Annotated in this window: 20 protein-coding genes; 10 read left to right on the top strand and 10 right to left on the bottom strand. The window is 72.5% G+C overall.

Annotated elements, in window-relative coordinates; genetic code table 11:
• Positions 1 to 177: 177 nt before the first annotated feature.
• The 3 genes from ACFZA2_RS06485 (at position 178) to ACFZA2_RS06475 (ending at position 3,072) form a co-directional block, all read left to right on the top strand.
• Positions 178 to 1,329 (top strand): acyltransferase family protein, encoded by a 1,152-nt coding sequence (locus ACFZA2_RS06485; RefSeq protein WP_391402228.1) that lies wholly within the window; start codon positions 178 to 180, stop codon positions 1,327 to 1,329.
• Positions 1,330 to 1,338: 9 nt separating this feature from the next.
• Positions 1,339 to 1,485 (top strand): hypothetical protein, encoded by a 147-nt coding sequence (locus ACFZA2_RS06480; RefSeq protein WP_391402225.1) that lies wholly within the window; start codon positions 1,339 to 1,341, stop codon positions 1,483 to 1,485.
• A gap of 99 nt (positions 1,486 to 1,584) precedes the next feature.
• Complete coding sequence (locus tag ACFZA2_RS06475) at positions 1,585 to 3,072, top strand: SDR family NAD(P)-dependent oxidoreductase (RefSeq protein ID WP_391402222.1); 1,488 nt, start codon at positions 1,585 to 1,587, stop codon at positions 3,070 to 3,072.
• Between the two features lie 118 nt (positions 3,073 to 3,190).
• Here ACFZA2_RS06475 and ACFZA2_RS06470 read toward each other — a convergent pair whose 3' ends face one another.
• Both ACFZA2_RS06470 and ACFZA2_RS06465 read right to left on the bottom strand, forming a co-directional pair.
• Positions 3,191 to 3,598 (bottom strand): NUDIX domain-containing protein, encoded by a 408-nt coding sequence (locus tag ACFZA2_RS06470; RefSeq protein ID WP_391402219.1) that lies wholly within the window; start codon positions 3,596 to 3,598, stop codon positions 3,191 to 3,193.
• A gap of 260 nt (positions 3,599 to 3,858) precedes the next feature.
• Complete coding sequence (locus ACFZA2_RS06465; RefSeq protein ID WP_315994194.1) at positions 3,859 to 4,380, bottom strand: MarR family transcriptional regulator; 522 nt, start codon at positions 4,378 to 4,380, stop codon at positions 3,859 to 3,861.
• Positions 4,381 to 4,461: 81 nt separating this feature from the next.
• On the opposite strand from ACFZA2_RS06465, the gene ACFZA2_RS06460 reads away from it, so the two are divergent.
• The gene (locus ACFZA2_RS06460; protein ID WP_391402214.1) at positions 4,462 to 6,606 is read left to right on the top strand and encodes an MMPL family transporter; all 2,145 of its coding nucleotides are present in this window, start codon (positions 4,462 to 4,464) and stop codon (positions 6,604 to 6,606) included.
• 91 nt (positions 6,607 to 6,697) lie between these two features.
• On the opposite strand, the gene ACFZA2_RS06455 is transcribed toward ACFZA2_RS06460, so the two are convergent.
• The 4 genes from ACFZA2_RS06455 to ACFZA2_RS06440 form a co-directional block, all read right to left on the bottom strand.
• Positions 6,698 to 8,032 carry an FtsX-like permease family protein gene (locus tag ACFZA2_RS06455; RefSeq protein ID WP_391402211.1) on the bottom strand — a complete coding sequence of 445 codons (1,335 nt, stop codon included), beginning with the start codon at positions 8,030 to 8,032 and terminating at the stop codon, positions 6,698 to 6,700.
• Complete coding sequence (locus ACFZA2_RS06450; RefSeq protein ID WP_391402208.1) at positions 8,029 to 8,748, bottom strand: ABC transporter ATP-binding protein; 720 nt, start codon at positions 8,746 to 8,748, stop codon at positions 8,029 to 8,031. Before ACFZA2_RS06450 ends, ACFZA2_RS06455 begins: the two co-directional genes overlap by 4 nt.
• 114 nt (positions 8,749 to 8,862) lie before the next feature.
• Positions 8,863 to 11,280, bottom strand: coding sequence for a phosphoenolpyruvate synthase (gene ppsA / locus ACFZA2_RS06445; RefSeq protein WP_391402205.1), 2,418 nt, complete (start codon positions 11,278 to 11,280; stop codon positions 8,863 to 8,865).
• The gene (locus tag ACFZA2_RS06440) at positions 11,277 to 12,209 is read right to left on the bottom strand and encodes a pyruvate, water dikinase regulatory protein (protein WP_391402202.1); all 933 of its coding nucleotides are present in this window, start codon (positions 12,207 to 12,209) and stop codon (positions 11,277 to 11,279) included. The genes ppsA and ACFZA2_RS06440 overlap by 4 nt, the downstream gene beginning before the upstream one ends.
• A 208-nt stretch (positions 12,210 to 12,417) precedes the next feature.
• On the opposite strand from ACFZA2_RS06440, the gene ACFZA2_RS06435 reads away from it, so the two are divergent.
• A complete protein-coding gene (locus tag ACFZA2_RS06435) occupies positions 12,418 to 12,735 on the top strand; it encodes an LPXTG cell wall anchor domain-containing protein (RefSeq protein ID WP_391402199.1) in 318 nt (105 codons plus the stop codon).
• 185 nt (positions 12,736 to 12,920) lie between these two features.
• Here the strand turns inward: ACFZA2_RS06435 and ACFZA2_RS06430 are convergent, their stop codons facing one another.
• Positions 12,921 to 13,574 carry a hypothetical protein gene (locus tag ACFZA2_RS06430; RefSeq protein WP_391402196.1) on the bottom strand — a complete coding sequence of 218 codons (654 nt, stop codon included), beginning with the start codon at positions 13,572 to 13,574 and terminating at the stop codon, positions 12,921 to 12,923.
• 124 nt (positions 13,575 to 13,698) lie between these two features.
• Between ACFZA2_RS06430 and ACFZA2_RS06425 the strand changes: the two genes are divergently transcribed.
• The 3 genes from ACFZA2_RS06425 (at position 13,699) to ACFZA2_RS06415 (ending at position 18,154) form a co-directional block, all read left to right on the top strand.
• On the top strand, positions 13,699 to 14,925 hold the full coding sequence (locus ACFZA2_RS06425; protein WP_391402193.1) for a HupE/UreJ family protein: 1,227 nt from the start codon (positions 13,699 to 13,701) through the stop codon (positions 14,923 to 14,925).
• Between the two features lie 119 nt (positions 14,926 to 15,044).
• A complete protein-coding gene (locus ACFZA2_RS06420; RefSeq protein WP_391402190.1) occupies positions 15,045 to 17,036 on the top strand; it encodes a fibronectin type III domain-containing protein in 1,992 nt (663 codons plus the stop codon).
• 59 nt (positions 17,037 to 17,095) lie between these two features.
• Positions 17,096 to 18,154 carry a WxL protein peptidoglycan domain-containing protein gene (locus tag ACFZA2_RS06415; protein ID WP_391402187.1) on the top strand — a complete coding sequence of 353 codons (1,059 nt, stop codon included), beginning with the start codon at positions 17,096 to 17,098 and terminating at the stop codon, positions 18,152 to 18,154.
• Between the two features lie 85 nt (positions 18,155 to 18,239).
• Here ACFZA2_RS06415 and ACFZA2_RS06410 read toward each other — a convergent pair whose 3' ends face one another.
• The 3 genes from ACFZA2_RS06410 to ACFZA2_RS06400 are packed head-to-tail and all read right to left on the bottom strand — an operon-like array spanning position 18,240 to position 21,143.
• Positions 18,240 to 19,070, bottom strand: a complete 831-nt coding sequence (locus ACFZA2_RS06410; protein ID WP_391402184.1) for an ABC transporter ATP-binding protein — start codon at positions 19,068 to 19,070, stop codon at positions 18,240 to 18,242.
• The gene (locus tag ACFZA2_RS06405) at positions 19,063 to 20,040 is read right to left on the bottom strand and encodes an ABC transporter substrate-binding protein (RefSeq protein ID WP_391402181.1); all 978 of its coding nucleotides are present in this window, start codon (positions 20,038 to 20,040) and stop codon (positions 19,063 to 19,065) included. Before ACFZA2_RS06405 ends, ACFZA2_RS06410 begins: the two co-directional genes overlap by 8 nt.
• A 20-nt stretch (positions 20,041 to 20,060) precedes the next feature.
• The gene (locus ACFZA2_RS06400; protein WP_391402178.1) at positions 20,061 to 21,143 is read right to left on the bottom strand and encodes a FecCD family ABC transporter permease; all 1,083 of its coding nucleotides are present in this window, start codon (positions 21,141 to 21,143) and stop codon (positions 20,061 to 20,063) included.
• Positions 21,144 to 21,180: 37 nt separating this feature from the next.
• Between ACFZA2_RS06400 and ACFZA2_RS06395 the strand changes: the two genes are divergently transcribed.
• Positions 21,181 to 22,956: an ATP-binding cassette domain-containing protein gene (locus tag ACFZA2_RS06395; RefSeq protein ID WP_391402175.1), complete on the top strand. Its 1,776-nt coding sequence runs from the start codon at positions 21,181 to 21,183 to the stop codon at positions 22,954 to 22,956.
• A complete protein-coding gene (locus tag ACFZA2_RS06390) occupies positions 22,953 to 24,731 on the top strand; it encodes an amino acid ABC transporter ATP-binding/permease protein (protein WP_391402172.1) in 1,779 nt (592 codons plus the stop codon). Before ACFZA2_RS06395 ends, ACFZA2_RS06390 begins: the two co-directional genes overlap by 4 nt.
• The last annotated feature ends 208 nt before the right edge of the window (positions 24,732 to 24,939 follow it).

The raw sequence follows: 24,939 nt of genomic DNA, 5'->3' as shown, positions 1-24,939 counted from the left end.
AAACCCGCCGCGAGACCTTCCGTCAAGCCCCCACGCCTCTCAGGGATCTCCACAACCCGGTCCAGTACCGTCTCATCCGGTCTGCGCGACTCCACGTGCTCAGGTCGACCCAACGACGTCGTCGACGAGCGCCCGTATCGCGCGCCGGACGAACGACGACGAGACGGGAGGCACGGCATGACCACCATGGCGACCCCTCGCGTTCAGGCCGTGCCGTCGGCATCCGCTGCTCCGACGGCGGCGCGCCACCTTCCCTCGCTCACGGGCCTTCGCTGGGCGACCGCGATGCTCATCTTCGGTCACCACCTCATGGCGGTCGAGTACTTCGGCGGAACTGCCGGCGACGTGTGGGCCTTCGTCTTCGAGGCCGGGAAGACCGGCGTCACGCTCTTCTTCATCCTTTCGGGGTTCGTGCTGGCCTGGGGCTTCAAGCCGCAGCAGAGCGCGGGCTCGTTCTGGTGGCACCGCTTCGCGCGCATCTACCCGCTGCACCTCGTGGGCGTCGGTCTCGCGCTCGTCGCCGCCGCGACCCTCGTGCCCGAGATCCGCACCGACGGCGCCGCCCCGCTCGCGGCGAACGTGCTGCTGATCAACGGGTGGGTGCCCGACTGGTGGCAGGCCGGCAACCCCGCCAGCTGGTCGCTCGTGTGCGAGGCGTTCTTCTACCTCAGCTTCCCGTTCCTCATCCGCCCGCTCGTGCGGCTCTCGGCCCGCGCGCAGACGATCGCCGTCGGCATCGCACTCGCGCTCGTCGCGCTGGCCCCGCAGATCGCCGCGCTCTCGCCGCTGCCGATGTCGGCGGCATCCACCCCCCTCCTGCGGCTGCCGGAGTTCGTCGTCGGCGTCACCCTCGCGCTGCTCATGAAGCGCGGGGCGTGGATGCCACCTCGGGTGCGCTTCGTGCTGCCGCTCGCGGTCGTCGGCTACGCCCTGTCGGAGGCGCCGACGCTGCCCGGCACCGACGTGCACCCCGGTCTCGCGGTGACCGTCGGGGCCTTCGCGCTGCTCGTGGCCTCGCTCGCTTCGGCCGATGCGCACCGCTCGTCGACGTTCCTCGCGCGTCCGCTCTGGCAGGAACTCGGGCGCGTGTCGTTCGCCTTCTACCTCGTGCACCTGCTGGTGATCGCGTCGGTGTCATCGGCGTGGCCCGACGGGCACCCGCAGCTGCCGTGGCGCCGTGCCGTTCTGCTCGCGCTCGCCGCATTCGGGATCGCGCTCGCCCTGGCGTTCGTGATGCACAAGCTGGTCGAGGTGCCCGCGCAGCGGTGGCTGCTGACCTACGACCGATCGAAGAGGAATCGCGTAGCCGCGGCCGCGGCCGTTCGCTAGGCTTGCCGGATGTTCGGAGCCCACGCCCTCATCCTTCTGCTCGTATGGGGCGTCGGCCTCGCCGTCATCGCGGCGGCCCTGTATTTCGTCGTGCGCCTCGCCGTGCTGCACGCGCTGAAGGCGCACACGCGGTGGGTCGACGGGGGGAAGCTGTAGGGGCGCACCGGCGAAGCGCCCGCGCAGCGGCCGGGGCGTGGCGGAGGGCGACACGCCCGGGCCCACCGGTCGTTCAGCAAGGCCTCGATACACTGCCCCGTGCCCGAAACACTGCTGAACCCCGACCGCGATGCCGCGCGGTCGACCACCATCGACCCGTACGAGCTCGAGATCGCGCTGCGCGTCATCGACGCCGCCTCCTCGCTCGACCACGACGACCCCGCCTACATCGCCCTGCGCCGTCAGACCGGCAAGCTCTACAAGGACGTCAAGCGGCAGTCGCGCAAAGAGAAGCGCCAGCGCATCGCCGACGCCGACCGCGCGGTCGTGGCCGCCACCGCCACCGGCGCTCCCGATCGCATCGACGACGAGACCCGTGGCATCCCGCTGCAGGCCCGCACCGCGATGCCGTTCGCGGGCGAGCTGATCAAGGCGCGCGCCTGCTACATCTGCAAAGAGGACTACACCCTCGTCGACGCGTTCTATCACCAGCTCTGCCCCGACTGCGCGTCGATGAGCCACGAGAAGCGCGACGCCCGCACCGACCTCACCGGGCGCCGGGCCCTGCTGACCGGCGGCCGCGCCAAGATCGGCATGTACATCGCCCTGCGTCTGCTGCGCGACGGCGCGCACACGACCATCACCACGCGCTTCCCGCGGGATGCGGTGCGCCGGTTCTCGTCGCTGCCCGACAGCGCGGACTGGCTGCACCGCCTCAAGGTGGTCGGCATCGACCTGCGCGACCCGGCGCAGGTGATCGGGCTCGCCGAGTCGGTGGCATCCGATGGTCCGCTCGACATCCTCATCAACAACGCGGCTCAAACCGTGCGGCGCTCGCCGGGAGCCTACAAACCCCTGGTGGATGCCGAACTGGCACCGCTCCCCGACGGACCGCTGCCCGAGCTCGTCACCTTCGGCCACACGAACGACGCCCACCCGCTCGCGCTCGCGCAGTCGGTGTCGGCGCACCCGATCCTCGCCTCTGCCGCCCGCACGGCCGACGAGCTGACCGCCGAGGCGATGGCGGCGGGCTCGTCGTCGCTCGAGCGGCTGATGACCGGGACGGCGATCGACGCGGGCGGGCTCATCCCCGACGAGGACCGCATCAACAGCTGGACGCAGCACGTCGACCAGGTCGAGCCCCTCGAGATGCTCGAGGTGCAGCTGGCGAACATGACCGCGCCGTTCCTGCTGGTCAGTCGCCTTCGCCCCGCGATGGCGGCATCCACGTTCGACCGGAAGTACATCGTCAACGTCTCGGCGATGGAGGGCGTCTTCGGTCGCGGCTACAAGGGCCCCGGCCACCCGCACACGAACATGGCGAAGGCCGCGCTGAACATGCTCACGCGCACGAGCGCTCGCGAGATGTTCGAGAACGACCGCATCCTGATGACCGCGGTCGACACCGGCTGGATCACCGACGAGCGCCCGCACTTCACCAAGGTGCGCCTGGCCGAGGAGGGCTTCCACGCCCCGCTCGACCTCGTCGACGGCGCGGCGCGCGTGTACGACCCGATCGTGCGCGGCGAGGCCGGCGAAGACCTGTTCGGCATCTTCTTGAAGGACTACCGCAAGAGCAGTTGGTGAGTCGCCGGGCGACCGCTGCGGCGTGAGGGCCCTGAGCTTTTCGAAGGGTCTGGGGGTTCCCGCCGAGCTGCGGCGTCAGGTCCCTGAGCCTGTCGAAGGGTCCGGTACGCCCGCGGCGTCAGGCCGGCAGGAAGTACTCCCGCGCGAGCGGGGCGATCTCGATCCCGGATGCCGTCGCGGCGGTGACCCAGCGGAGCTCGGCGATCTCGGCATCCGGGGTCGGCTGCTGGGAGCCGATGTCGACGCGGAACACGTCGGCGACCACCTCGAAGCCGGGCTCGTTGGCCGCGGAGGCGCTGAACTCTCCGAGCGGCTCGAGGGCGTCGGGGGCGACGCGCACGCCGATCTCCTCGGCGAGTTCGCGCGCGAGCGTCTCGGCCGGGTTCTCGCCCGGCTCGGGCTTGCCGCCGGGCTGCATGAACGCGGTCGTGCCGGCCTTGCGCACGACGAGCAGGCGACCGTCGGCGTCGGTGATCACCGCGGCCGAGACGCGGATACGGCGTGGGGCGGGGGCATCCGGAAGCACTCCCGCACGGTAGCAGTCGCGCCGGGGGTTCCTCGGTGGGGCCGGGCGTCGAACCGGCGCGGCCGCGGCCGCGCGGGCGCAGCGAGTGTCCACCAAACCCGGGCGCCGGAGAATCCCGCCCCGGGTGTCGTGGACACTCGGCGGGATGCCGGGGCTTGTTGCCGGCGCGGCAGGACTGCCCGCGGCGGGCGGCGACGCACGCGCGGCGGGCGGCGACCCGAACGCGCGGGCGCGCGGTGGCGGGAGGCGCGCGGCTCCGGTCAGTGCGTCGAGCGCGGGACCGCCATCGACGGGATCGCTCCGTCGTCGGGGATGCCGTACGAGGCGATCACGCGCTCCAGGTAGCGGGTGATGACGTCCTGCTCCTCGTCGCTGAACTCGTCGAGCACGGCGTCGACGCTCGCGATCATCGGCATCAGGTGCCCCATCGCGCGGGCCATCGAGGTGTCGGTGGGCACCACGAGGACGCTCCGGCGGTCGGTGGGGTGCGGGGTGCGCGTGACGTGTCCGAGGTCGACGAGGCGGTCGATCGCGGCGGTGGTGGCGGCCGTCGTGAGGTCGAGGCGTCGCGAGAGCTCCCCCGGAGAGAGGGGGCCCGACATGACGAGGTGGCCCATGGCATCCAGGCCCGTCGGATTGACGGCGAGTTCACGCTGCAGCGCTTTCTCGAAGAGCGATCCGGCGGTGAAGAGGTCGCGCACGAGCGCGGTCGGGCGCCGCGTGGGCGGCACGGCGACGCCGCCGACGACGGGGGGTGGGGAGGAAGGGTTCGGCTCTTCCATGACTGGCACTCTACGCGTGATTGGGCTACCTTTCTCGTATCTCGATAATCGAGATACTCCAAAATCTAGCGAAGGCCCCCCATGACCGGCTTCCTCCGTTTCCTCACCTCGGCCCGCACGTCGTGGATCGTGCTCGTCGTGGCGTTCGCGGGCGTCGCGGCGCTGTTCGCCCTCGGCTCGGGCGCGACGAGCGACACGGCACCGGCCACGGGTCTGCCCGACACGGCCGAGTCCGTGCGGGTGCAGAAGGTGCTCGACACCTTCCCCGACGCCGACACCACCTCGGCGCTGGTCGTGTTCGCCTCCGACGACGGCGAGGTTCTCCCCGCCGAGACGGTTGCCGCCATCCAGCAGAAGGCGTTCGGAGACCTCGTCGACCTGACGCCCGAGGGTTTCATCCCGCCGCCGCAGGTGTCGGAAGACGGCACCGTCGCCCTGCTGGTCGTGCCCCTCGCTCCCGAGGCCGACGTCGAGGCCCAGGCCGAGCGCGCCGCTGAGATCCGCACGCTCGCCGCCGACGGCCTCGACGGGGTGCGCACGTACCTCACCGGTCCCGAGGGCTTCGAGGTCGACATCGCCGCGGTGTTCGACGGCGCCGACTTCACCCTCCTGCTGACCACCGTCATCGTCGTCGCCGTGCTGCTGCTCATCACCTACCGCAGCCCCTGGCTCTGGCTCGTTCCGCTCATCGTCATCGGCACCGCCGACGCGTCGGCCGGTATCGTCGCGCGCCGCGTCGCGGCCGCGGTGGGGGTGCAGCTCGACGCGTCGATCACCGGCATCCTGTCGGTGCTCGTGTTCGGCGCGGGCACCAACTACGCCCTTCTGCTCATCGCGCGCTACCGCGACGAACTGCGATTGGCCGAAGACCGGCGCGAGGCCATGCGTCGTGCCGTCCGCGGCGCCGGCCCGGCGATCATCGCCAGCGGTTCCACGGTGGCGCTGGCCCTCGCAACGCTGCTGCTCGGCGAGCTGTCGGGCAACCGCGCGCTCGGACTGGCGTGCGCGGTCGGCATCATCGTGGCGATGGCGTTCGCCCTGCTCGTGCTGCCGGCCGCCCTCGTGCTGTTCGGTCGCTGGTTGTTCTGGCCCTACGTCCCGCGCTTCGGATCGCCGGATGCCATCTCGCGCAGCCCGTGGGGGAAGCTCGGTCGCGGGGTCTCGCGTCGCCCGGTCGTGGTCGCGCTGAGCGGAGCGATCGTGCTCGGAGCGCTCGCGAGCGGACTGTTCTTCGTGCAGACGGGTCTGTCGCAGAACGACCGCTTCCTGCAGAAGCCCGACGCCGTGACGGGCCAGGAGGTACTCGCGGAGGCGTTCTCGGCCGGCGCCACCTCCCCGGCGACCGTGGTCGCGCCCGTGGCCGACGCCGACGCGGTCGTGGCGGCGGCGAGCGGGATCGAGGGCGTCGACTCCGCCCGCCTCGCCGAGGAGAACGGCGACTGGGCTCGCGTCGACGTCACGCTCTCGTCGTCGGCCGAGACCCCCGAGGCCTTCGCGACCATCGAACGACTGCGCGCCGACCTCGACACGGTCGGCTCCGGCGAGGCGCTCGTCGGCGGGCTCGACGCCCAGGCCCTCGATGTCGCCGGAGCCCAGCAGCGCGATCAAGACCTGATCATCCCGCTCATCCTCGTGCTGGTCTTCATCGTGCTGGTGATCCTGCTGCGCGCCCTCCTGGCACCGATCCTGCTGCTCTTGGCCGTCGTCGCGAGCTTCTTCTCGGCAGTGGGGGCGGCGTGGTGGCTGTTCCAGACGCCGCTGTTCGGCTTCCCCGCGATCGACACGAACGTGCTGCTGTTCAGCTTCCTGTTCCTGGTCGCCCTCGGCGTCGACTACAGCATCTTCCTCGTCACCCGCGCGCAGGAGGAGAGCCGCACCCTCGGCACCACGCAGGGCATGATCCGCGCGCTCGCCGCGACCGGCGCGGTGATCACGAGCGCCGGCATCCTGCTCGCCGCGGTATTCGCGGTGCTGGGCGTGCTGCCGCTCATCACGCTCACGCAGATCGGCATCATCGTCTGCATCGGCGTGCTGATCGACACCCTGCTCGTGCGCACGGTCATCGTGCCGGCCATGGCCTTCATCGCCGGCGACCGGTTCTGGTGGCCCCGCAAGCCGAAGGTGACGGATGCCGAAGCCGCGGCCTCGCAGACCACAGACGCGCCCGAGAAGGTCGCCGCACCCGTGACCCGCGCCGAACGCCGGAAGGGCGTCGGCGTTCGATGAGACCCGCGGGCCGGGAGGAGCCCCAACATACCCTCCCGGTCCGCGGCCTCGCCCGCCCGCTCGCGTGTGCGGCGGGCGGGGGTCTTCGGGCTCAGACCGTCTCGCGGCGGATGCCGTCGACGATCGGCCGGGTCGAGGCCAGCGCCGCGCGCACCAGCGCGAAGCCGCCGGCGAAGGTCGCGACGATGGTCAGCACCGACAGGGGCGCGACGAGCAGGCTGATCCCCACGATCGGGAACGCCATCATCAGCCCGAGCGCGGCACCACCTCCCGCCGCCCACCTCAGCGGCACCATGACCGTGAGTCGACGTGCGCGCCGCAGCTCGGCATCCGGGATGCCGAGAAGATCGAGCCCGACGATCAGCTCGCGCTCCTCGAGCACCGACGCCGCCTGCGTGACCCCCACGGCGCAGGCGAGCAGGAGGAACGCGATGCCGAGCGTCACCAGCACTCCCGTGCGGATGTCGCTCATCAGGGTCGTCGGGCCCGCGTCGCCTGCGACGTCGACGATCGACAGTCCGCACCCGGCCACGACCGCGATGAAGGCGACGATGGCCATCCCCGACACGCGCCGCCAGGCCGGGCCCGCGTGCGCGGCGAGCTCCCGCCCCGCGATGAGCTCGGACGCGGTGCGCGCGCGACGCGCCAGCGATCGTCCCCGCGCGGCGACGATCGGCGCGCCGATGAGATTCAGCAGGGCGAGCGCGCCCGCGAAGACGCCCAGCAGCAGCGCGATCCCCACGGCCGGGCCGAGCAGCTGCGCGACGACCGAGAAGTTCGACACCAGCAGCACGACGGCGACGATCAGCACCCCACCGACCACCAGGGCGGCCGTGCGCGACGGGGGAGCGGCGCTGCGGGTCCGCACCCCGAGCGGGGTGACGGCGACACGGCGCAGGCTCGCGGCAGCGCTCGCCGCGCCGACCACGATGACACCGCCGAGCACACCGAGGCCAAGCAGAGGGTCGATGACCACGGCGGCGACGCCGACGGGAGCGCCGAAGAACGGCAGGAGCCCCACGAGCGGAAGGAGCGCCGCATGGATTGCGACCCCGCCGACGGCGCCGACGGCGGCCACGGCTGTCGCCTCGAGCACGGTGAGCGCCCACAGCTCGCGCGTGCTCGCGCCCAGCAGCCGCAGGGTCGCGAGGCGGTCGTTGCGGCGCCGGCTCGTGAGGCGGGCGGCCGCGGCACCGAGCGTGACGAGCGGGACGGCGAGCAGCAGCAGGGCGAGCACCGCGAGGATGCCGTAGAGGCCGTTCCCGTCCGCGGTGCGCGGGTCGACGAGGAACATCCGCGCTCCTCCGGCGACCACGAGCAGCAGCGCGGTCGTGACGGCGAACGCGACGATCGGCAGCGCGACGGCGGCTCGACCCTGCCGCGCGGGACGCGTGAGCTGCCGCGCCAGGGGCAGGACGACGCTCATCGCGCGCCCCCGGCCGAGGCGACCGCGCCGGTGTCGCTGACGACGCGCCCGTCGCTCACCCGCACCGTGCGCGAGCACCGGCGGGCGACGTCGGCGTCGTGCGTGACGACGACGAGCGTGCGCCCCTGACCCGTCGTGGCGTGCAGCAGGGCGTCGAGAACCTCGGCCGAGGTCGCCGAGTCGAGAGCCCCGGTCGGTTCGTCGGCGAAGACGACCGGCGCTCTCGTCACCTGGGCGCGGGCGATCGCGACGCGCTGCGCCTGACCACCCGACAACTGGCCGATACGGCGCTCCTCGAGCCCGGCCAGTCCGAGCGCGGCCAGCCACACGGCGGCGTGTCGTTCGGCATCCTGTCGTTTCGAGCCCGTCAGCAGCAGCGGCAGGGCCGCATTCTCGACCGCGGTCAGTTCGGGCAGCAGCAGGTGCTGCTGGAACACGAAGCCCAGGGCCTCGCGGCGCACGCGGGCGCGCTCGCCCTCCGACAGCCCGACCAGCTCGCGCGGAGCCGCGCCGGGGGCGGACAGCACGATCGAGCCGGAGTCGGGGGCGATGACCGCCGCGAGGCAGTGCAGCAGCGTCGTCTTGCCCGAGCCCGACGGGCCCATCACGGCGACGGACTCGCCGGCGCGGATGGTCAGCGAGACGTCGTCGAGGGCGCGCAGGTCTCCGTAGCTCTTGACGAGCCCGCGGGCGGTGAGCACAGCAGAAGAAGTCATGCCTCCATCACAGCGAGCGGCGCCCCACGCGTCGTCGGCCGGGGGAGGTATCCCCGTCGTCCGAGCGGACGATTCTCCGGGCCGGGACGCCCCACGCGCCCCGGCCCGCCTCCCTCACAACCGCGACAGGTGCGCCTGCGCCAGGATCTCGGCCTTGGGCCGCTCGTTCGCCGCGAGGGCGAGCCAGGTCTCGACGACCGTGTCGGGGTTCAGCGACAGCGACTGGATGCCGCGCGCCACGAGCCACTGCGCGAAGTCGGGGTGGTCGCTCGGTCCCTGCCCGCAGATGCCGACGTACTTGCCCTGCCGCCGACACGCGTCGATCGCCAGGCCCAGCAGGTGCAGCACCGCCGGGTCGCGCTCGTCGAAGGCGGATGCCATGAGCGCCGAGTCGCGGTCGAGGCCCAGGGTCAGCTGGGTCATGTCGTTCGAGCCGATCGAGAAGCCGTCGAAGTGCTCGAGGAAGCGCTCCGCGAGGATCGCGTTGGCCGGCAGCTCGCACATCATGACGACCTTCAGGCCGTTCTCGCCGCGGCGGAGACCGTTCTGTGCGAGCAGGTCGACGACGGCCTTCGCTTCGCCGACCGTGCGGACGAAGGGCACCATGATCTGCACGTTCGTCAGGCCCATCTCGTCGCGCACGCGTCGCAGCGCCTCGCACTCCATGTCGAAGCACGCGCGGAACTCCGGCGAGACGTACCGCGCCGCCCCGCGGTAGCCGAGCATGGGGTTCTCCTCGTCGGGTTCGTACAGCGTGCCGCCGAGCAGGTTGGCGTACTCGTTCGACTTGAAGTCCGACAGGCGCACGATCACGGGCTCGGGAGCGAAGGCCGCGGCGATCATCGAGACGCCCTCGGCGACCCGCCGGATGAAGTACTCCTCGGGCGAGGGGTAGGCCGCGATGCGCGCGCGGATCTCGTCGGCGAGGACCCCGTCGAGGCGGTCGAGCTCGAGCAGCGCCCGCGGGTGGATCCCGATCTGACGGTTGATGATGAACTCGAGCCGCGCGAGCCCGACGCCCGCGTGCGGCAGCCGCGAGAACGCGAAGGCCTGGTCGGGGGTGCCGACGTTCATCATCATCTTCACGGGGGCGGCCGGCATCCGGTCGAGCTCGGTCTGCTCCTCGGCGAAGTCCAGGATGCCGTCGTACACGAGGCCGTCGTCGCCCTCGGCGCACGAGACGGTGACCTCCTGGCCGTCCGTCAGCGCGTGCGTGGCGACGCCCGTGCCGACGACGGCAGGAATGCCAAGCTCGCGCGCGATGATCGCCGCGTGGCAGGTGCGTCCGCCGCGGTCGGTGACGATCGCCGAGGCGCGCTTCATGATCGGCTCCCAGTCCGGATCGGTCATGTCGGCCACGAGCACGTCGCCGTGGGCGAAGTCGGCCATCTGGTCGATCGAGCGGAGCACGCGCACGCGGCCCGCGCCGATGCGCTGGCCGATCGCGCGGCCCTCAACGAGCACCGCGCTGCGCTCGGCGAGGACGAAGCGGCTGAGCACGTTCGCCGACCGCCGCGACACCACGGTCTCCGGTCGGGCCTGCAGCACGTACACCTGTCCGTCGACGCCGTCCTTGCCCCACTCGATGTCCATCGGGCGGCCGTAGTGCTCCTCGATGACGAGGGCGATGCGGCCGAGCTCCTCGACCTCCGCGTCGGTGATCGAGAAGCGCGTGCGGTCGTCGGCATCCACCTCGACGAAGGCCGTGCTGCCGTCGACGTGCTGTCCGTCGGAGTACCGCATCGCGATCGCCTTCTCCCCCACGCTGCGCTTGAGGATCGCGGGGCGGCCGGCGGCGAGGCTCGGCTTGTAGACGTAGAACTCGTCGGGGTTCACCGCGCCCTGCACGACCGCTTCGCCGAGACCGTAGGAGCTGGTCACGAAGACCGCGTCGTCGAAGCCCGACTCGGTGTCGAGGGTGAACATCACGCCCGAGGCGCCGACGTCGGAGCGCACCATGCGCTGCACCCCGGCCGAGAGGGCGACCTCGTGGTGGTCGAAGCCGTGGTGCGCGCGGTACGCGATCGCGCGGTCGTTGTAGAGCGAGGCGAAGACCCGGCGGATCGCCTGGAGGATGTTCTCGATCCCGCCGATGTTGAGGAAGGTCTCCTGCTGCCCCGCGAACGACGCGTCGGGCAGATCCTCCGCGGTGGCGCTGGAGCGGACCGCCCAGGTCACGGCATCCGGGTCGGTCTCGTTCGCGACGAGAGCGGCGTAGGCGGCGCGGATGTCGGCGTCGAGGTCGTCGGGGAAGGGCTGCTCCTCGATCCACGCGCGCACGCGGGCGCCGAGTTGCGCGAGGGCTGCCACGTCGTCGACGTCGATGCCCTCGACGGCGGCGCGGATGCGGGCGTCGAGCCCGCCCTCCGCGAGGAACCGTGCGAAGGCGTCGGAGGTCGTCGCGAACCCCGGGGGAACACGGATGCCGGCGGATGCCAGGTGCGACACCATCTCGCCGAGCGAGGCGTTCTTGCCGCCGACCCGGGCGAGGTCGCTCATGCCGATCTCGTCGAAGCGCAGGATGTTGGTCATGGGGTGGGCCTTTCTCGGGGTCGGTCCCGCAGGTTCATGGACTGCAGGATCACGGCGGACATCTCCTCGACGCTCCGGGTCGCGGAGCTGAGGAACGGGATGTGGGTGCGGCGGTAGAGGTCTTCGGCCCGGCGGATCTCGAGGGTGCACTGGGCGAGGCTGGCGTAGGTCGAGTGCGGGCGGCGTTCGTGCCGCACCTGGCTGAGGCGCAGGGCGGTCGTGGTCAGCCCGAAGCAGCGCTCGGCGTGGGGCGCGACGATGCGGGGCAGCCCGTCGGTCGGGAAGTCGTCGTCGGTCAGCGGGTAGTTCGCCACGAGCAGCCCGTAGTGCAGGGCGAGGTACATCGTGGTGGGGGTCTTCCCGCACCGCGAGGGGGCGACGATGATCACGTCGGCGCTCGCGAGGTCGCGCCCGCTCTGTCCGTCGTCGTGCTCGATCGCGAACTCCACGGCCCGCATGCGGCGGAAGTACTGCTCGAGATCTCCCAGGCCGTGATACTGCCCCGCGCGGGTCTCGGCGGTCGCACCGAGCTCCGCCTCGAGCTCGGTGAGGTGCCCGGCCAGCAGGTCGATGACCACGGCGCCCGCGTCGGCGAGACGGCCCCGGATGCCGGCATCCTTCACCGTCGCGAAGACGATCGGCGCATCGCCCGTCCCCTGGGCCGCGGAACGGGCGAGCCGCGCGACGACCGCGTCGACGGCGGTGACGCTCCCGAGGAAGGGGATGGTGTGCCTCTCGAAGCGCGCCCCCGGGAAGTTCGCGAGCAGGGCGCTGCCGAGCGTCTCGGCGGTGATACCCGTGCTGTCCGACACGAAGAACACCGCGCGCGTGCCGGCGAGGAGGCCGGGCTCGGCGCGCTCGCCGGGTGAAGTCGCGGGCGGCGTCATCGCGGCGGAGGGCGCGGCCGTCGCGTCGAAAGGGGGGACCATGCGATGACGCTAGGGGCGTCCGCGGGCAATTTTGTGACCGTTATGAACGAAAGAAGACGCTTTCTTGCTGCTGCGCTAAGGGACCGGTTGTGGTCGGACCACCTTTCGGCCTGGAACCCTTTTCGCCCGGCGTTCTCCGGCCGGTCGGTCGGGAAGGGACCGGCGTCCACGTCGACCCGCCACCGTGACGGACGGAAAGGACACCACCATGGTCGTCACTCTCGCGATCGCGCTGACCCTCGTCGGCGCCGGCGCGCCCACCCCGGCCCCCGAGGGCGGTGCGCCGGGGGACTCCCAGATCATCGTCGTCGAGGTCCCCGACGCCGCCCGCGCGACGCCGACGGGCGGGCCGACCGATGCGCCGACCTCGCCCCCTCCTGGGCGCCCGTCGCCTTCCGCGACGCCCGACGGATCCCTTCCCGCGACCGGATGGGATGCCGCGGGTCTCGCCGCCGCGGCCGTCATCGGCTCCGGGGCGCTGGCCGCCGGCATCCTGGTCTCCCGTTCGCGTCGTCGCGCGCGCTGAGGTGTTGAGCGGGAGCTGCGCGCCGCCCGAGCCTCGCGCCGGGGCCTCGCCCCCGAGCCTCGCGCCGGGGCCTCGCCCCCGAGCGTCGCGCCGCGGCCTCGCGCCCGAGCCGCGCGCCGCGGCCTTGCGGCCTCGCGCCGCGCTCGCGCCCCACCCGCGTCTCGTGCGGGGGAGCGCCCGGGCCGTCAGTTCATCCAGAGCACGATGCCGCGCTGCCCCGTGAGCACCGACGCCACCCCGGCGCGCACCGCCGCGGCCGCGCGCTCCGGGGTGAACGACGCGGGATCGTAGGCGGCCGCCGTGCCCAGGCCTTCGCCGCGATAGGCGGCTCCGGTCCAGTCGGCCGCGGTGACGTTCTCGGTGGGTTCGGCGAGCTCCGCGCCGACGATGAGGAACTGCCGGTCGAGATGGTTCGCCGTCACCGTGGCCAGCGGATCGACCAGGGCGTCGCCCGCGCTGATGATGAGATCCGGGTTCATCCGCATGGCCGCCACCGCCCCGTCGATCATGTCGTCGTCGGCGTGCACGATCTCCAGGTCGGCGCGGGTCTCGTCGGCCCACTCCCTCACCGCGTCGACCAGGACGGCGGTGGGGGCGTCGTCGCCGACGGTCAGCAGAACGACGCGGTACCCCGCGGGCGCGCGCACGTCGTCCCACGACCCGGGCTCGGGGTTCAGCGTCGATTCGGGCGCCGGAGGGGTGAGGGGGAAGAAGCCCTCCGCGGGGGTGCCGATCGGCCCGGGTGCCGCTCGCATCTCGCTCCACCCGGGCTCCGAGCTGCAGCCGGTCAGTATCGCCAGCAGCACGAGCGCCGCCGCGGCCGTCATCCTTCGCTTCACGGTGTCACCCTGCGCGACGCGGGTGACCCGCGGGCGAACACCGGGCGCACGTTCCGTTTCCGTTCGCCCCGCCGCGTCCATCCGTTCACGGCTGCGGAGCAGCCTTTCCGGCGGAAAGGACTCCATGTCAGAAGTGATCAGGCGCGTACTCCGCCCCCTGCTCGTCGCGGCGGTCACCGTGGCGGTCGCCGTCGCCGCGCTCTTCGCCGTCGCGGCTCCGGCGTCGGCGCACGGCATCCTGTCGGTCGTCTACGCCGACCTGTCGAGCGGGGGACCGGGCGTCGTGCATGCCCAGCTTCAAGTCGAGTACGACCTCTTCATCGTCTCCGCCGCCGATGCGGCGAAGGACGACCCCCTGTTCCGTGCGGGGATGGGTGCCTTCGACGCCGGCGACCCCGGCGCGCAGATCGCCGCTCTCCAGGATCACCGCGATGACGTGTCCGCCTATGTGAGTGACCGCTTCCGCATCTCCGGGACATCGGAGTGCACCCCCACGCTCGCCGACGACATCACGATGACGCAGCAGGAGGGCGTGCCCTACGCCGTGCTCGACCTCGACTACGCCTGCCCGCCGTCCGAGAACGGGCACGAGGTCGTCTCGTCGCTCTTCCCCGACGACGAGGGCTTCGTCACCGACACGAAGACGATCCTCACCTACGCGCTCGACCTGCACGAGGGCAGCACGGTCCTGGATGCCGAGCACCCGTCGTTCTCGACGGCGCAGTCGCCGCTCGAGCGCTTCTGGGAGTTCTTCCGCCTCGGCGCCGAGCATCTGCTGACGGGGATCGACCACATCCTGTTCCTGCTCGCGCTCATCGTCGGGTCACGACGTCTGCGCGAGGTGGTCGTCGCCGCCACCACTTTCACCGTGGCGCACTCGGTCACGTTCATCCTCGCGGCGACGGGCGTGGTCGCCGCTCCTCCCGAGATCGTGGAGCCCACGATCGCCCTGTCGATCGCGGTGGTCGGCGCCTGGTACCTCTGGCGCCTCTGGCGCCGGGGTGAGGTCGATCAGGATCTGTCGCGCGCCCACGGCTTCCTGCGTCTCGATCGCGCGGGGTGGCTGCGCGTCGGCGTGGTCTTCCTCTTCGGACTCGTGCACGGACTCGGCTTCGCGTCGGCGCTCGGGATCGACGAACCGTGGTCGTGGACGCTGCTGTGGTCGCTGCTGGTGTTCAACGTCGGCATCGAAGCGGTGCAGATCGGCCTCATCGTCGTCGTCTTCCCGCTGCTCGTGCTGCTGCGCCGGCGGCTTCCCCGCGTCGGGATGTGGGCGAGCGGCCTTCTCGCGGTGGTCGTCACCGTCGCCGGTCTCGTGTGGTTCGTCCAACGCATCCTCGGCGTCGAGTGATGGGCGTTGCTCGACTCGATGGCTGTCCTGCGTCCGTCATTCACGCGTTCGTCACCGAGCAGGCGGAGCGTGAGAGCACCCGCCCGATCGCGGGTTCCCACAGAGAGAAACGGATCATCATGCTCCTTTCCGCATCGACGTCGCACGGGACGCGCACGCGTCGCCGTGCCGCGTGGATCGCAACGGCCGCCGTCGGCGTCTCGCTCGTGCTCTCGGGCGCGGCGACGGCACCGGCCGCCCTCGCCGACACCACGGCGACGCTCTCCGGCGTCATCCTGGGTGTCGGGGCCGACGAAGCGCAGCGCATCGTCACCTGGTACTCCTCGGCCGACACCGCGCAGTCGGTGCAGGTCGCGCCGACCTCGTCGCTGGTGAACGGCCAGTTCCCGGCGTCGGCCACGACCTTCTCGGCATCCGGGACCGCCAACATCGCCAGCAGCGGCGGCTACAACCGCCACGCGACGATCACGGGTCTCGCGGAGAACACCGCGTATTCGTATCGCGTCGGCTCGGACGGCAACTGGTCGCCGACCGCCGCCTTCTCGACGCAGTCGTTCGACGGGGACTACGACTTCCTGTTCTTCGGCGATCCGCAGATCGGCTCGTCGGGCGACATCGCGAAGGATCAGGCGGGCTGGCAGGACACGATGAACGTCGCCGTCAACGCCAACCCGAAGGCCGAGATGCTCGTCTCGGGCGGCGACCAGGTCGACGCCGCCAACCGCGAGGACCAGTGGAGCGCGTTCCTCGCACCCGACCAGCTGCGACAGATCCCGTGGGTCGCGACGATCGGAAACCACGACGTGGGCGGCAAGGCCTACGAGCAGCACCTCTACACGCCCAACACCGACCGCACCGGCGCGTACTACCGCAAGGGCGCCTCGAGCATCGGCACCGAGTCGGGCGGCGACTACTGGTTCATCTACAAGGACACGTTGTTCATCGACCTGAACAGCAACAGCTACGCCACCTCCCAGGGCGGCGGCGGTGACGACGCGCACGTGGCCTACGTCACCGACGTCGTGAACAAGCACGGCGCGGAGGCGAAGTACACCGTGCTCGTCTACCACCACGCGATCTACTCGCCGGCCGATCACGCGAAGGATGCTGACAACAAGGTGCGCCGCGTGGACTTCCCGACCACCTTCTCCAAGCTCGGCGTCGACCTCGTGCTCCAGGGTCACGACCACAGCTACTCGCGCTCGTACGAGATCAAGAACGGCGCGAAGGCGAACGCCGACGAGAAGCCCGGTCAGGACGAGGTCTTCGAGGGCCCCGGAGGTGTCGTCTACGTCACCGCGAACACGGCATCCGGATCGAAGTACTACGACATCACGTCTCCCGACAACAGCGGCACGAGCGGAGCCGGAAACGGCGCCGACCCGCTGAACCCGGCGAACTACTGGTACAACTCCGTGCAGAACCAGGAGCACGTCCGCACCTACGTCAAGGTCCAGGTCAAGAAGGACCAGCTCGTCGTGCAGAACATCCGCTCCGGCACCTGCGCGGCCCCGAACGCGGCCGTGGAGTTGAACAAGGTGTTGTGGTGCGGTCCCGAGAACGGCACCAAGCCGGCCGAGGCCGTGGGGTCGATCCAGGACGAGGTGACCATCCACCCCAACCACGGCGACGGCCAGGACATCCAGGTCGACGTGCCCTCGGGCGCCCCGGGCGAGTTCGGCTGGACGATCAACGGGCACAACGGACTGGTCGACCTCGGCACCGCCGAGGAGAAGAACCTCCAGTACTTCGAGGCAACCGGTCAGATCAACCCGATCTCCGTCACCGACACCCGCGCGAGCAAGGCAGCGTGGTCGGTCTCGGCATCCGTGGGTGACTTCGTCGACGGCGACAAGACGTTCGAGGGCAAATACCTCGGATGGGCGCCGAAGGTCGTCACGCCTGGCGCCGGAGCCGCCGCGGGTGCGGCCGTCGGCTCGGGCTACGACGGCGGTGCCGGCCTGTCGACCTCGCAGGTGCTCAGCTCCGCACCGATGGGTCACGACCGCGGCGCCGGCGTCGTGGGCGCCGACCTCGACCTGAAGATCCCGAACACCATCGACAAGGGAAGCTACCGCGCGACCCTGACCCTCACCGCGCTGGCCGGCTGACCAGCGATCCGGGCCGGCGGGGAGCACTCCTCCCCGCCGGCCTCTCCCGAAGGACCCTCATGAACCTGTCCCCCCGTCTGTTCGCCCTGACCCTCGCAGCGCTGACGACCGCGTCCGCGCTGCTCGGGGCGTCTCCCGCCTCGGCCGCGACCGACGACGTCAGCTGGACCGTGCGCACCGCCTCCAACGCCCTGGGCGCCGATCGCACGAACTTCTCGTACGCGCTCAACCCCGGCGCGCACCTCGACGACGGTCTCGTGGTCGCCAATCGCGGCACCGAAGCGGTCGAGCTCGACGTCTACGCCGCCGACGGCTACACCACGTCGACGGGAGCGGTCGATCTCCGGCTCGCCGCGGAGCAGCCCACCGGGGTGGGCAAGTGGATCGTCGTCCCCCAACGGCACGTGTCGGTGCCCGCCGGGCAGACCGTCGAGGTGCCCTTCACCGTCGACGTGCCCGCCGACGCGACCCCGGGCGACTACGCCGGCGGTGTCGTGACCTCGCTGACCGTCGCCGACCAGTCCGCGAACGTCAACGTCGACCGTCGTCTCGGTATCCGTGCCGGTATCCGGGTGGGCGGCGACCTCGTGCCCGCGCTCTCGGTCGACGACGTGCGCGTGGACTGGGACGGCGGCGTCGTCCCGTTCCTGTTCGGCGACGCCACGGTGCATTACGGCCTGCACAACACCGGCAACGTGTCGCTCACCGCCGACGACGGCGACGCCGTCGCGGGGCCCTTCGACCTCGGACGCATCGAGGCGGCACCGGATGCCGCAGCCCCGATGATCCTGCCCGGGGAGACGTGGCCGCGCGACGTCCGCGTGTCCGGCGTGGCGGCCATGGGCCTGCTGTGGGCCTCGGTGACGGCGACGCCCACGGTCACCGACGCGTCGGGCTCGATCACCGCCCTCGATCCCGTCGAGGCCTCCGCGGTCGGCGCGGCCGTGCCCTGGCCTCTGCTCGTCCTGCTGGCGCTGGTCGTGCTGGCGGCGGTCTTCGCGCCGCGCTGGCTGCGCGCGCGTCGTCGGCGCCGCCAGGAGGCCGAGGACGCCCGTGTCGCCGAGGCCGTCGCACGCTCGCTGGCCGAGAAGGACGACGCCCTGTCGCACGCGGGGTGAGCGCGACCGCCGTACCGTTATGCGATTTCGTTTCGTCGGCTGAGCCGCGGCCACTGCCGGGGGACGTACGGCCTCCCGCCGCAGCTCAGCCGATCAGGATGCGCGCACGCCCGCCCACGTCCACGGACGCGGCCGGAACGCCGTACACGCGCGTCACCCGATCCGCGGTGAGAGCCTCGTGCGGCGCCGCGTCGACGAGCACCCGGCCGCGGTCGAGGACGATGACGCGCGTGCAGTACGCCGCGGCGAGGTCGAGGTCGTGCAAGGTCAGCACCGCCGTCGCGCGGGTGTCGCGGAGGTGGGCCAGCAGCGCGTGCTGGTGCCGGAGGTCGAGGTGGTTCGTCGGCTCGTCGAGCAGCAGCAGGTCGGCGCGCTGAGCGAACGCTCGGGCCAGGAGCACCCGCCGACGCTCGCCGCCGGAGAGGGCGTCGAGCGTGCGGTCGAGCAGAGGAGCGAGATCCCACCGCGTCGCCACCTCGTCGACGACGGCGTGGTCGCCCTCGTCGTAACGGTGCCAGTCGCCGCGGCCCGCGGCGCGGCCGAGCAGCAGCACGTCGCGGGCCCGGTACGGCAGATCGGTGTGCTCGTCCTGCGCCACGAAGGCGATGCGGCGGGCGCGGTCGCGGTCGGACAGGCGGGACAGGTCGAGGCCGTTCAGACGCACCGCGCCGTGGGCCGGTCGGACGAGTCCCGCGAGCGCGCGGAGCAGCGATGTCTTGCCCGCGCCGTTCGGGCCGACGACGGCCACGCGCTCGCCGGGGGCGACGGTGAGGGAGACGGCCTCGACGACCCGGCGACGGCCGTGGGCCACGGCCACATCCGTCGCGGCGAGAAGCGGGGCGGGCTGCGCCCCGACTGCCGGGGCGAGACGGTTGCGCCCCGCCCCGCCCCGGCCCGTCGCGCGCGGCTCACCCATCGGTCGCCGCGACGATCTGCTCCAGCCCCGACACCGCGGCCGGCGACGGGCTCGACGTGTCGGCCCCGACCATGACGATCCGCCCGGCCTTCACGGCATCCAGGTCGGAGATCCCGGGCTCCGCGAGGAGCTTCTCCCGCGCCTGCTGCTCGGTCTCGCCGTACAGGCCGTAGGTGAGCACGATCCACGTCGGCTGGGCGGTGAGCAGGCTCTCGGCCGAGACGGTGAGGTAGGCGTCGCTCTGGTCGGCGTAGACGTTGCGCAGGCCGGCGCCGGTCAGCACCGCGGCCGGCATCCCGGCCCCGCCGTACGCCGAGAGGGGGTCCTCGGAGGAGAAGTGGTACACCCACGCGACGGACTCGCCCGTCGCGGCGCGCGACGCCGCGGCGACCCTCGCGTCGAGGGTGTCGGCGGTCGCGTCGGCCGTAGTCGAGGTGCCGAACACGGTGCCCAGGCGGCGCACGTCCGTGGTGATCGTGCCGAGGTCCACCGCCTCGCTGGCCGTGCTGGCGTCGTGCCCGCATTCGCCCTGCACGGTGAGCACCGGGATGCCGGCGGCCTTCACCTGCGCCGGGTCGGCCGTGAAGAGGCCGTAGCCGAACACGAGGTCGGGCGTGGCACCCACGATCGACTCCGTGGTCGGGTCGGCGGGGTCGAGGATCAGGTCGTCGGACGGCGGATTCGTGAGCGTGTCGGGCAGGGCTGCGCCGAACTCGGCGGTGCGCGCGGTGATGGCCGAGCTCGCCCCCGCCGCGTCGAGCAGTTCCACCGCGGCCGTGCCCACGGTGAGCACGCGCTCCGGGCGGTGGGTGATCTGCACGTCGTCTCCGCAGTCGGTGACGGTCACGGGGTAGGCCGCGCCTCCGTCGGCCTGAGGCGCCGTGGTGGCGGGGGCGGCGCACCCCGCGAGGGCGAGGGCGGCGGTCACGAGGGTCGCGGTCGCGAGGGCCGGACGGGAGAGCGAGGGCATCGGTTTCCTTTCGGGAGGGGTCACGCGTCGCGGGTGCGGCGCGCGATGAGCAGGAGCAGCAGCGGAGTGCCGAGGAGGGCGGTGAGGATGCCGAGGGGGATCTCGCGCGGCGCGAGCACGGTCCGCGCGAGGGTGTCGGCGGCCACGAGCAGGATGCCGCCGAGCAGGGCGCTCGTCGGAACCAGCAGGCGATGCGTGGCCCCGACGAGTCCGCGGGCCAGGTGCGGCACGACGAGGCCGACGAATCCGATCGACCCGCTCACCGCGACGGCGGCGGCGATCGCGACGGCGGTCACGATCGCGACGTCGCGACGCAGGCGGTCGGGATCGCTCCCGAGACTGCGGGCGACGTCGTCACCGAGTCCGATGGCATCCAGGCGGCGTCCCCACACCACGAGCACGCCCAGACTCCCCACGAGCGCGAGTGCGACGACGGGCAGATCCCCCCACGACGCCTGGCCAAGCGAGCCGAGCATCCAGAACGTGATCGCCCGGATGGCGTCGCGGTTGTCGGACAGCACGACGACGAGGTTGGTCACGGCCGACAGGGCGTAACCGACGGCGAGACCGGCGAGCACGAGCCGCCCCGACCCGAGCCGGCGGCGGGGTCCGACGAGCGCGAGCACGATGGCGAGGGCGAGCAGGGCGCCGACGAACGCCGCGCCCGAGGTCGAGAGGGCGCCGGCCACGGCGCCGACCCCGAGGGCGATCGCGGCCGCGGCCCCGAGCGAGGCGCCCGAGGTGATGCCGAGCAGGTAGGGATCGGCGAGGTCGTTGCGCACGACGGCCTGCAGGGCGGCGCCGCTCAGCGCGAGGATGGCTCCGACGCAGAACCCCAGCAGGGCTCGAGGCGCGCGCAGCTGCCAGACGACGGTGTCGGCGAGTCGGGCGGCATCCGTTCCCGCGGGGTGGCCGGTCGCACCGCGTGCCAGGGCGTCGACGACGTCGGCGGGCGACAGCACGACCTGACCGACGCCGATGCCCGCGACGAGCACGAGTGGCACGGCGGCTCCGAGCAGGATGATCGCGAGCGTCGCCCGCGCCCGACGGCGAGGCGCGCGGGTCGTCGACTTGACGTCGCGGGCGGGAGCTTCTACGGTCATGCCGTAATGATAACCATTCTCATTAAGGGGCGATGACGTGGTTCACCTTCGCCTCCTTCGTCTGTGGCGCGGCCACCGCGGATCCCTCGCCGCGCTCGTGGTCGTCGGCCTGGCGATTTCGCTCACGTGGGCCGCGCAAGCCGTGCTGCTGTCGCAGCTCTTCGCCGCGTTGCTCGCCGGATCCTCGCTCGTCGATCCCGCGCTGCTCCCGGCGGTGGTGGGGCTCGCCGCCGTGCTCCTCGTGCGGCCGGCGCTCTCCCTGCTCCGGGCTGCCGTGGCGCACCGGGCGATGGATGCCGTGAAACGCGACCTGCGTTCTCGTGCTCTCGCGGCGCTCATCGAGCGGTCGGCGACGCGGCCGGGCGACGGCCGCAGCGGCGGCGACCAGGCGACCGTCGTCGACGGGGTCGAGAACCTCGACGCGTACCTGTCGTCCTACGTGCCGCAACTCGCCGTCACGGGAAGCGTGTTCGCCGGCGTCGGCACCGCCCTCGTGCTCGTCGATCCGCTCATCGGCGTCGTCGCCGTGCTGGCCGCCGCGGTGCTTCCGTTGGCCCCGCGCCTGTGGGACCGCGTCCTCGCGAAGCGCGGCAGCGATCACTGGGAGGCCTATCAGCAGCTGCATGCCGAGTTCGTGGACTCGATGCACGGCATGACGACGCTCGTCGCCTTCGGGCAGGAGCAGCGACGCGAACGCGAGCTCGCGGCGGCATCCGACACGCTGCTGCGGCGGACGCTGCGCCAGCTCATCGTGTCGCTCATCGAGTCGGGGCTGTCGCAGTTCGCCCTGCTGGCGGTGCCCGCACTCGTGCTCGTGCTCGTCGCGGTCCGCGGCGGGGAGCTCGGGGGCTTCGCCGTCTTCGCGGCGGTGCTGTTGTCAATCGAGCTCGTCCGGCCGCTGCGCGAGCTCTCGGCGGCGTGGCATGCGGGGTACCTCGGCACGTTCTCGGGACCGCTGGTGCTCGAGCTCGTCGCGTCCGATCGCGAACGACGGAATGCTCCCGCGGTCGACCCGGCCGCGGGGGCACTGCCCCTCGTCGTCGAGGGCCTGCGGGCACGGCATCCGGGGGCGAAGACGGATGCCGTGTCCGAGGCGACCTTCCGCATCGACGAGGGCCTGACCGCGATCGTGGGTCCCACCGGGGCGGGGAAGTCGTCGATCGCGGCGGTGCTCGCCGGGGTGCTGCCCGCCGCGGCGGGGACCCTCGCGTTCGGGGGGCACCGCGTCGAATCCGTCGAGGAGCTGCGCGTCCGCGTCGCCCTCGTCGCCCAGGACCCGGCGCTGTTCACCGACGACGTCCGCGCGGAGATCCTCCTCGGCGCCGGGGAGCGCGAGGTCGACATCGCCGCCGTCGCGGCGCGCGCGGGCATCGGCACGGGCGAGACCGCGCTCTCGCTCGACACGGCCCTCGGCGACGGCGGGGGCGTACTCTCGGGCGGGCAGCGTCAGCGCGTCGCGATCGCCCGCGGCGACGCGCAGCAGCGACGCGTGCTGGTGCTCGACGAGGCCACCTCCGCCCTCGATCCGGCATCGGAGGCGCGGCTCGTCGCCGCCCTGCGCGCCGCGCACCCGCAAGACGCGATCGTCGCGGTGACCCACCGTCTCGCCGTCGCCGAGGCGGCCGACCGCGTCATCGTCGTCGACGGCGGTCGCGTGGTCGAGAGCGGTGATCCCGGTGCTCTCCGTGCGCGCGGAGGCGCGTACGCCCGGCTGCTCGCGGCGGAGCGGCGGTCGGACGACGGTCCCCCGCACGGAGTCGACGAGACGGATGCCGATGACCCGGCGTCCCGGATGCAGGAGGCCCACGCATGACGTCGTTGCGTCCGCTCGGTCTGCTCGTGCCGTACCTCCGGCGCCGGCGCGCCCTCTTCGGCGGCGTCGTGGCGGTCGTCACGGTCGGCATGCTCGCCTCGGTCGGGGTGTCGGTGCTCTCGGTGACGACGGCTGCGGCGCTGGTGACCGGCGGCGACCCGGCGCGGGCCGTGGCGACCGCTCTCGTGGTCGCCGTCGTCGGGAGCGTCGTGGTCGCCGGTCTCGCGGCGTGGGCGGAGCAGTGGTTCGCGCACGTGCTGGCCTACCGCGTCATCGACGCGCTGCGTCTGGACGTGCACCGCACGATCGCGAGACTCGCGCCGGTCGGCCTGGCGCGTCGTCGCACCGGCGACACGGTGTCCGCGGCGATGGGAGACGTGGAGTCGCTCGAGTGGTTCGCCGCGCACACGGTCGCACAGGTCACGGCGGGAGTGCTCGCGTGCGCGGTGATCGACGTGACCGCCGCGGTGCTCTTCGGCCCGGTCTGGCTCCTGCTGATCGTCGCGCAGGCCGCGCTCGTGACGATCCCGCTGCTGTTCGTGCGCCGTGCCGGCCGTCAGGGCGAGGTGCTGCGCGCCGCCCTCGCGCGCGTGTCGGCTCGCGTTCTGGCGGCCCGCGCGGCCGCCCGAGACGTCGTGCTCCTCGGACGCGTCGACGCCGAGGCGCGCGCCGTGGCCGACGAGACGGGTGCCGTCCAGCGGGCCCGCCGCGGGCTCACCCTGCGGGCGGGGGTGGAGCAGGCGTGCACCGACGCGCTGACCGTCGCCGTCCTGCTCACGACCCTCCTGCTGGTGGGCGCGGGCGTGACCGGGGGAGGGGATGCCGCGACGGCGCCGACCCTCGTGGTGCTCGCGAGCGCGGCGCTCGGACCCGCCGCCATCGCCGCGGGTGCACTCGCCCGTGTGGGTGAGACGGCGGAGGCCGCCCGACGCGTCGACACCGTGCTGCGCGCGCCCGGGGTGCGCCCGGCCGACCCCGCTCCGCGAGCGCTCGACGTTCCGCCCGGCCAGGCGGAACGGCATCCGGGATCCGTGGAGGGGCGGGCGCTGAGAGCCGCGTACCCCGGCACGGACGTCTCCGCCCTCGCCGACGTCGACCTGCGCATCGCCCCGGGCGAGCACGTCGCCGTGGTCGGAGCGAGCGGTGCGGGCAAGACCACGCTCGCCCTGGTGCTGACGCGGCTGCTCGCGAGCGAGGGGTCGCTTCACGTCGACGACATCGACACCGCCGCCGAGGCGGGGGCCGACACGCGGCGGCGGGTCGTGCTCGTTCCGCAGCAGCCGCACGTCTTCCGCGCGACCGTGCGCGAGAACCTCCTCGCCCCGGATGCCACCGACGACGACGCGTGGGACGCGCTCGAACGCGCGCGCCTCGCCGATCACGTGCGGCGGCTCCCCGAGGGCCTCGACACCCTCCTCGCCGAGCGGGGTGCCACGTGGTCGGGTGGCGAGCGGCAGCGGCTCGGCCTGGCCCGCGCGCTGCTGCGCGACCCCTCGGTGCTCGTCCTCGACGAGCCCACCGCGAGCCTCGACACGGCCACCGAGGCGGAGTTCCTCACCGCGCTGTCGCGCTCGCGCGCGGGTCGCACGACCATCGCGATCACGCACCGACCGACCCTCATGCGGGCGATGGACCGCGTGCTGTTCGTCGACGACGGACGCATCGCCGACAGCGCCCCGCACGACGAGCTCCGAGCGCGGTCGCCGCGGTACCGCGCCGTCGTCGGGGGAACCGCCGAGGACCTGTCCGCACACCCCGACCCCGAGAGGAGGTGACACACATGTCGCAGATCACGATCGTCGCTGTCGAGGAGCAGCGCGCCGCCGAGTCGGTGCTCGCTCCGAACTCGAACCACCACGGCCACGTGGCCACGTCGTTCTCCTGGGCCTGAGCGCCCGCGCGGGCCCGGCTCCGGTCGGGCCCGCGTGTCCACCCCCAACTGCCTTCTTCCCGCGCCCGAGGTGACCGAGCCCGTCGAAGGGA

Origin of the sequence: Microbacterium sp. NPDC007973 (assembly GCF_042958465.1) — a bacterium.
GTDB lineage: Bacteria > Actinomycetota > Actinomycetes > Actinomycetales > Microbacteriaceae > Microbacterium > Microbacterium galbum.
This window is presented reverse-complemented; position numbering and strand designations above follow the sequence as displayed.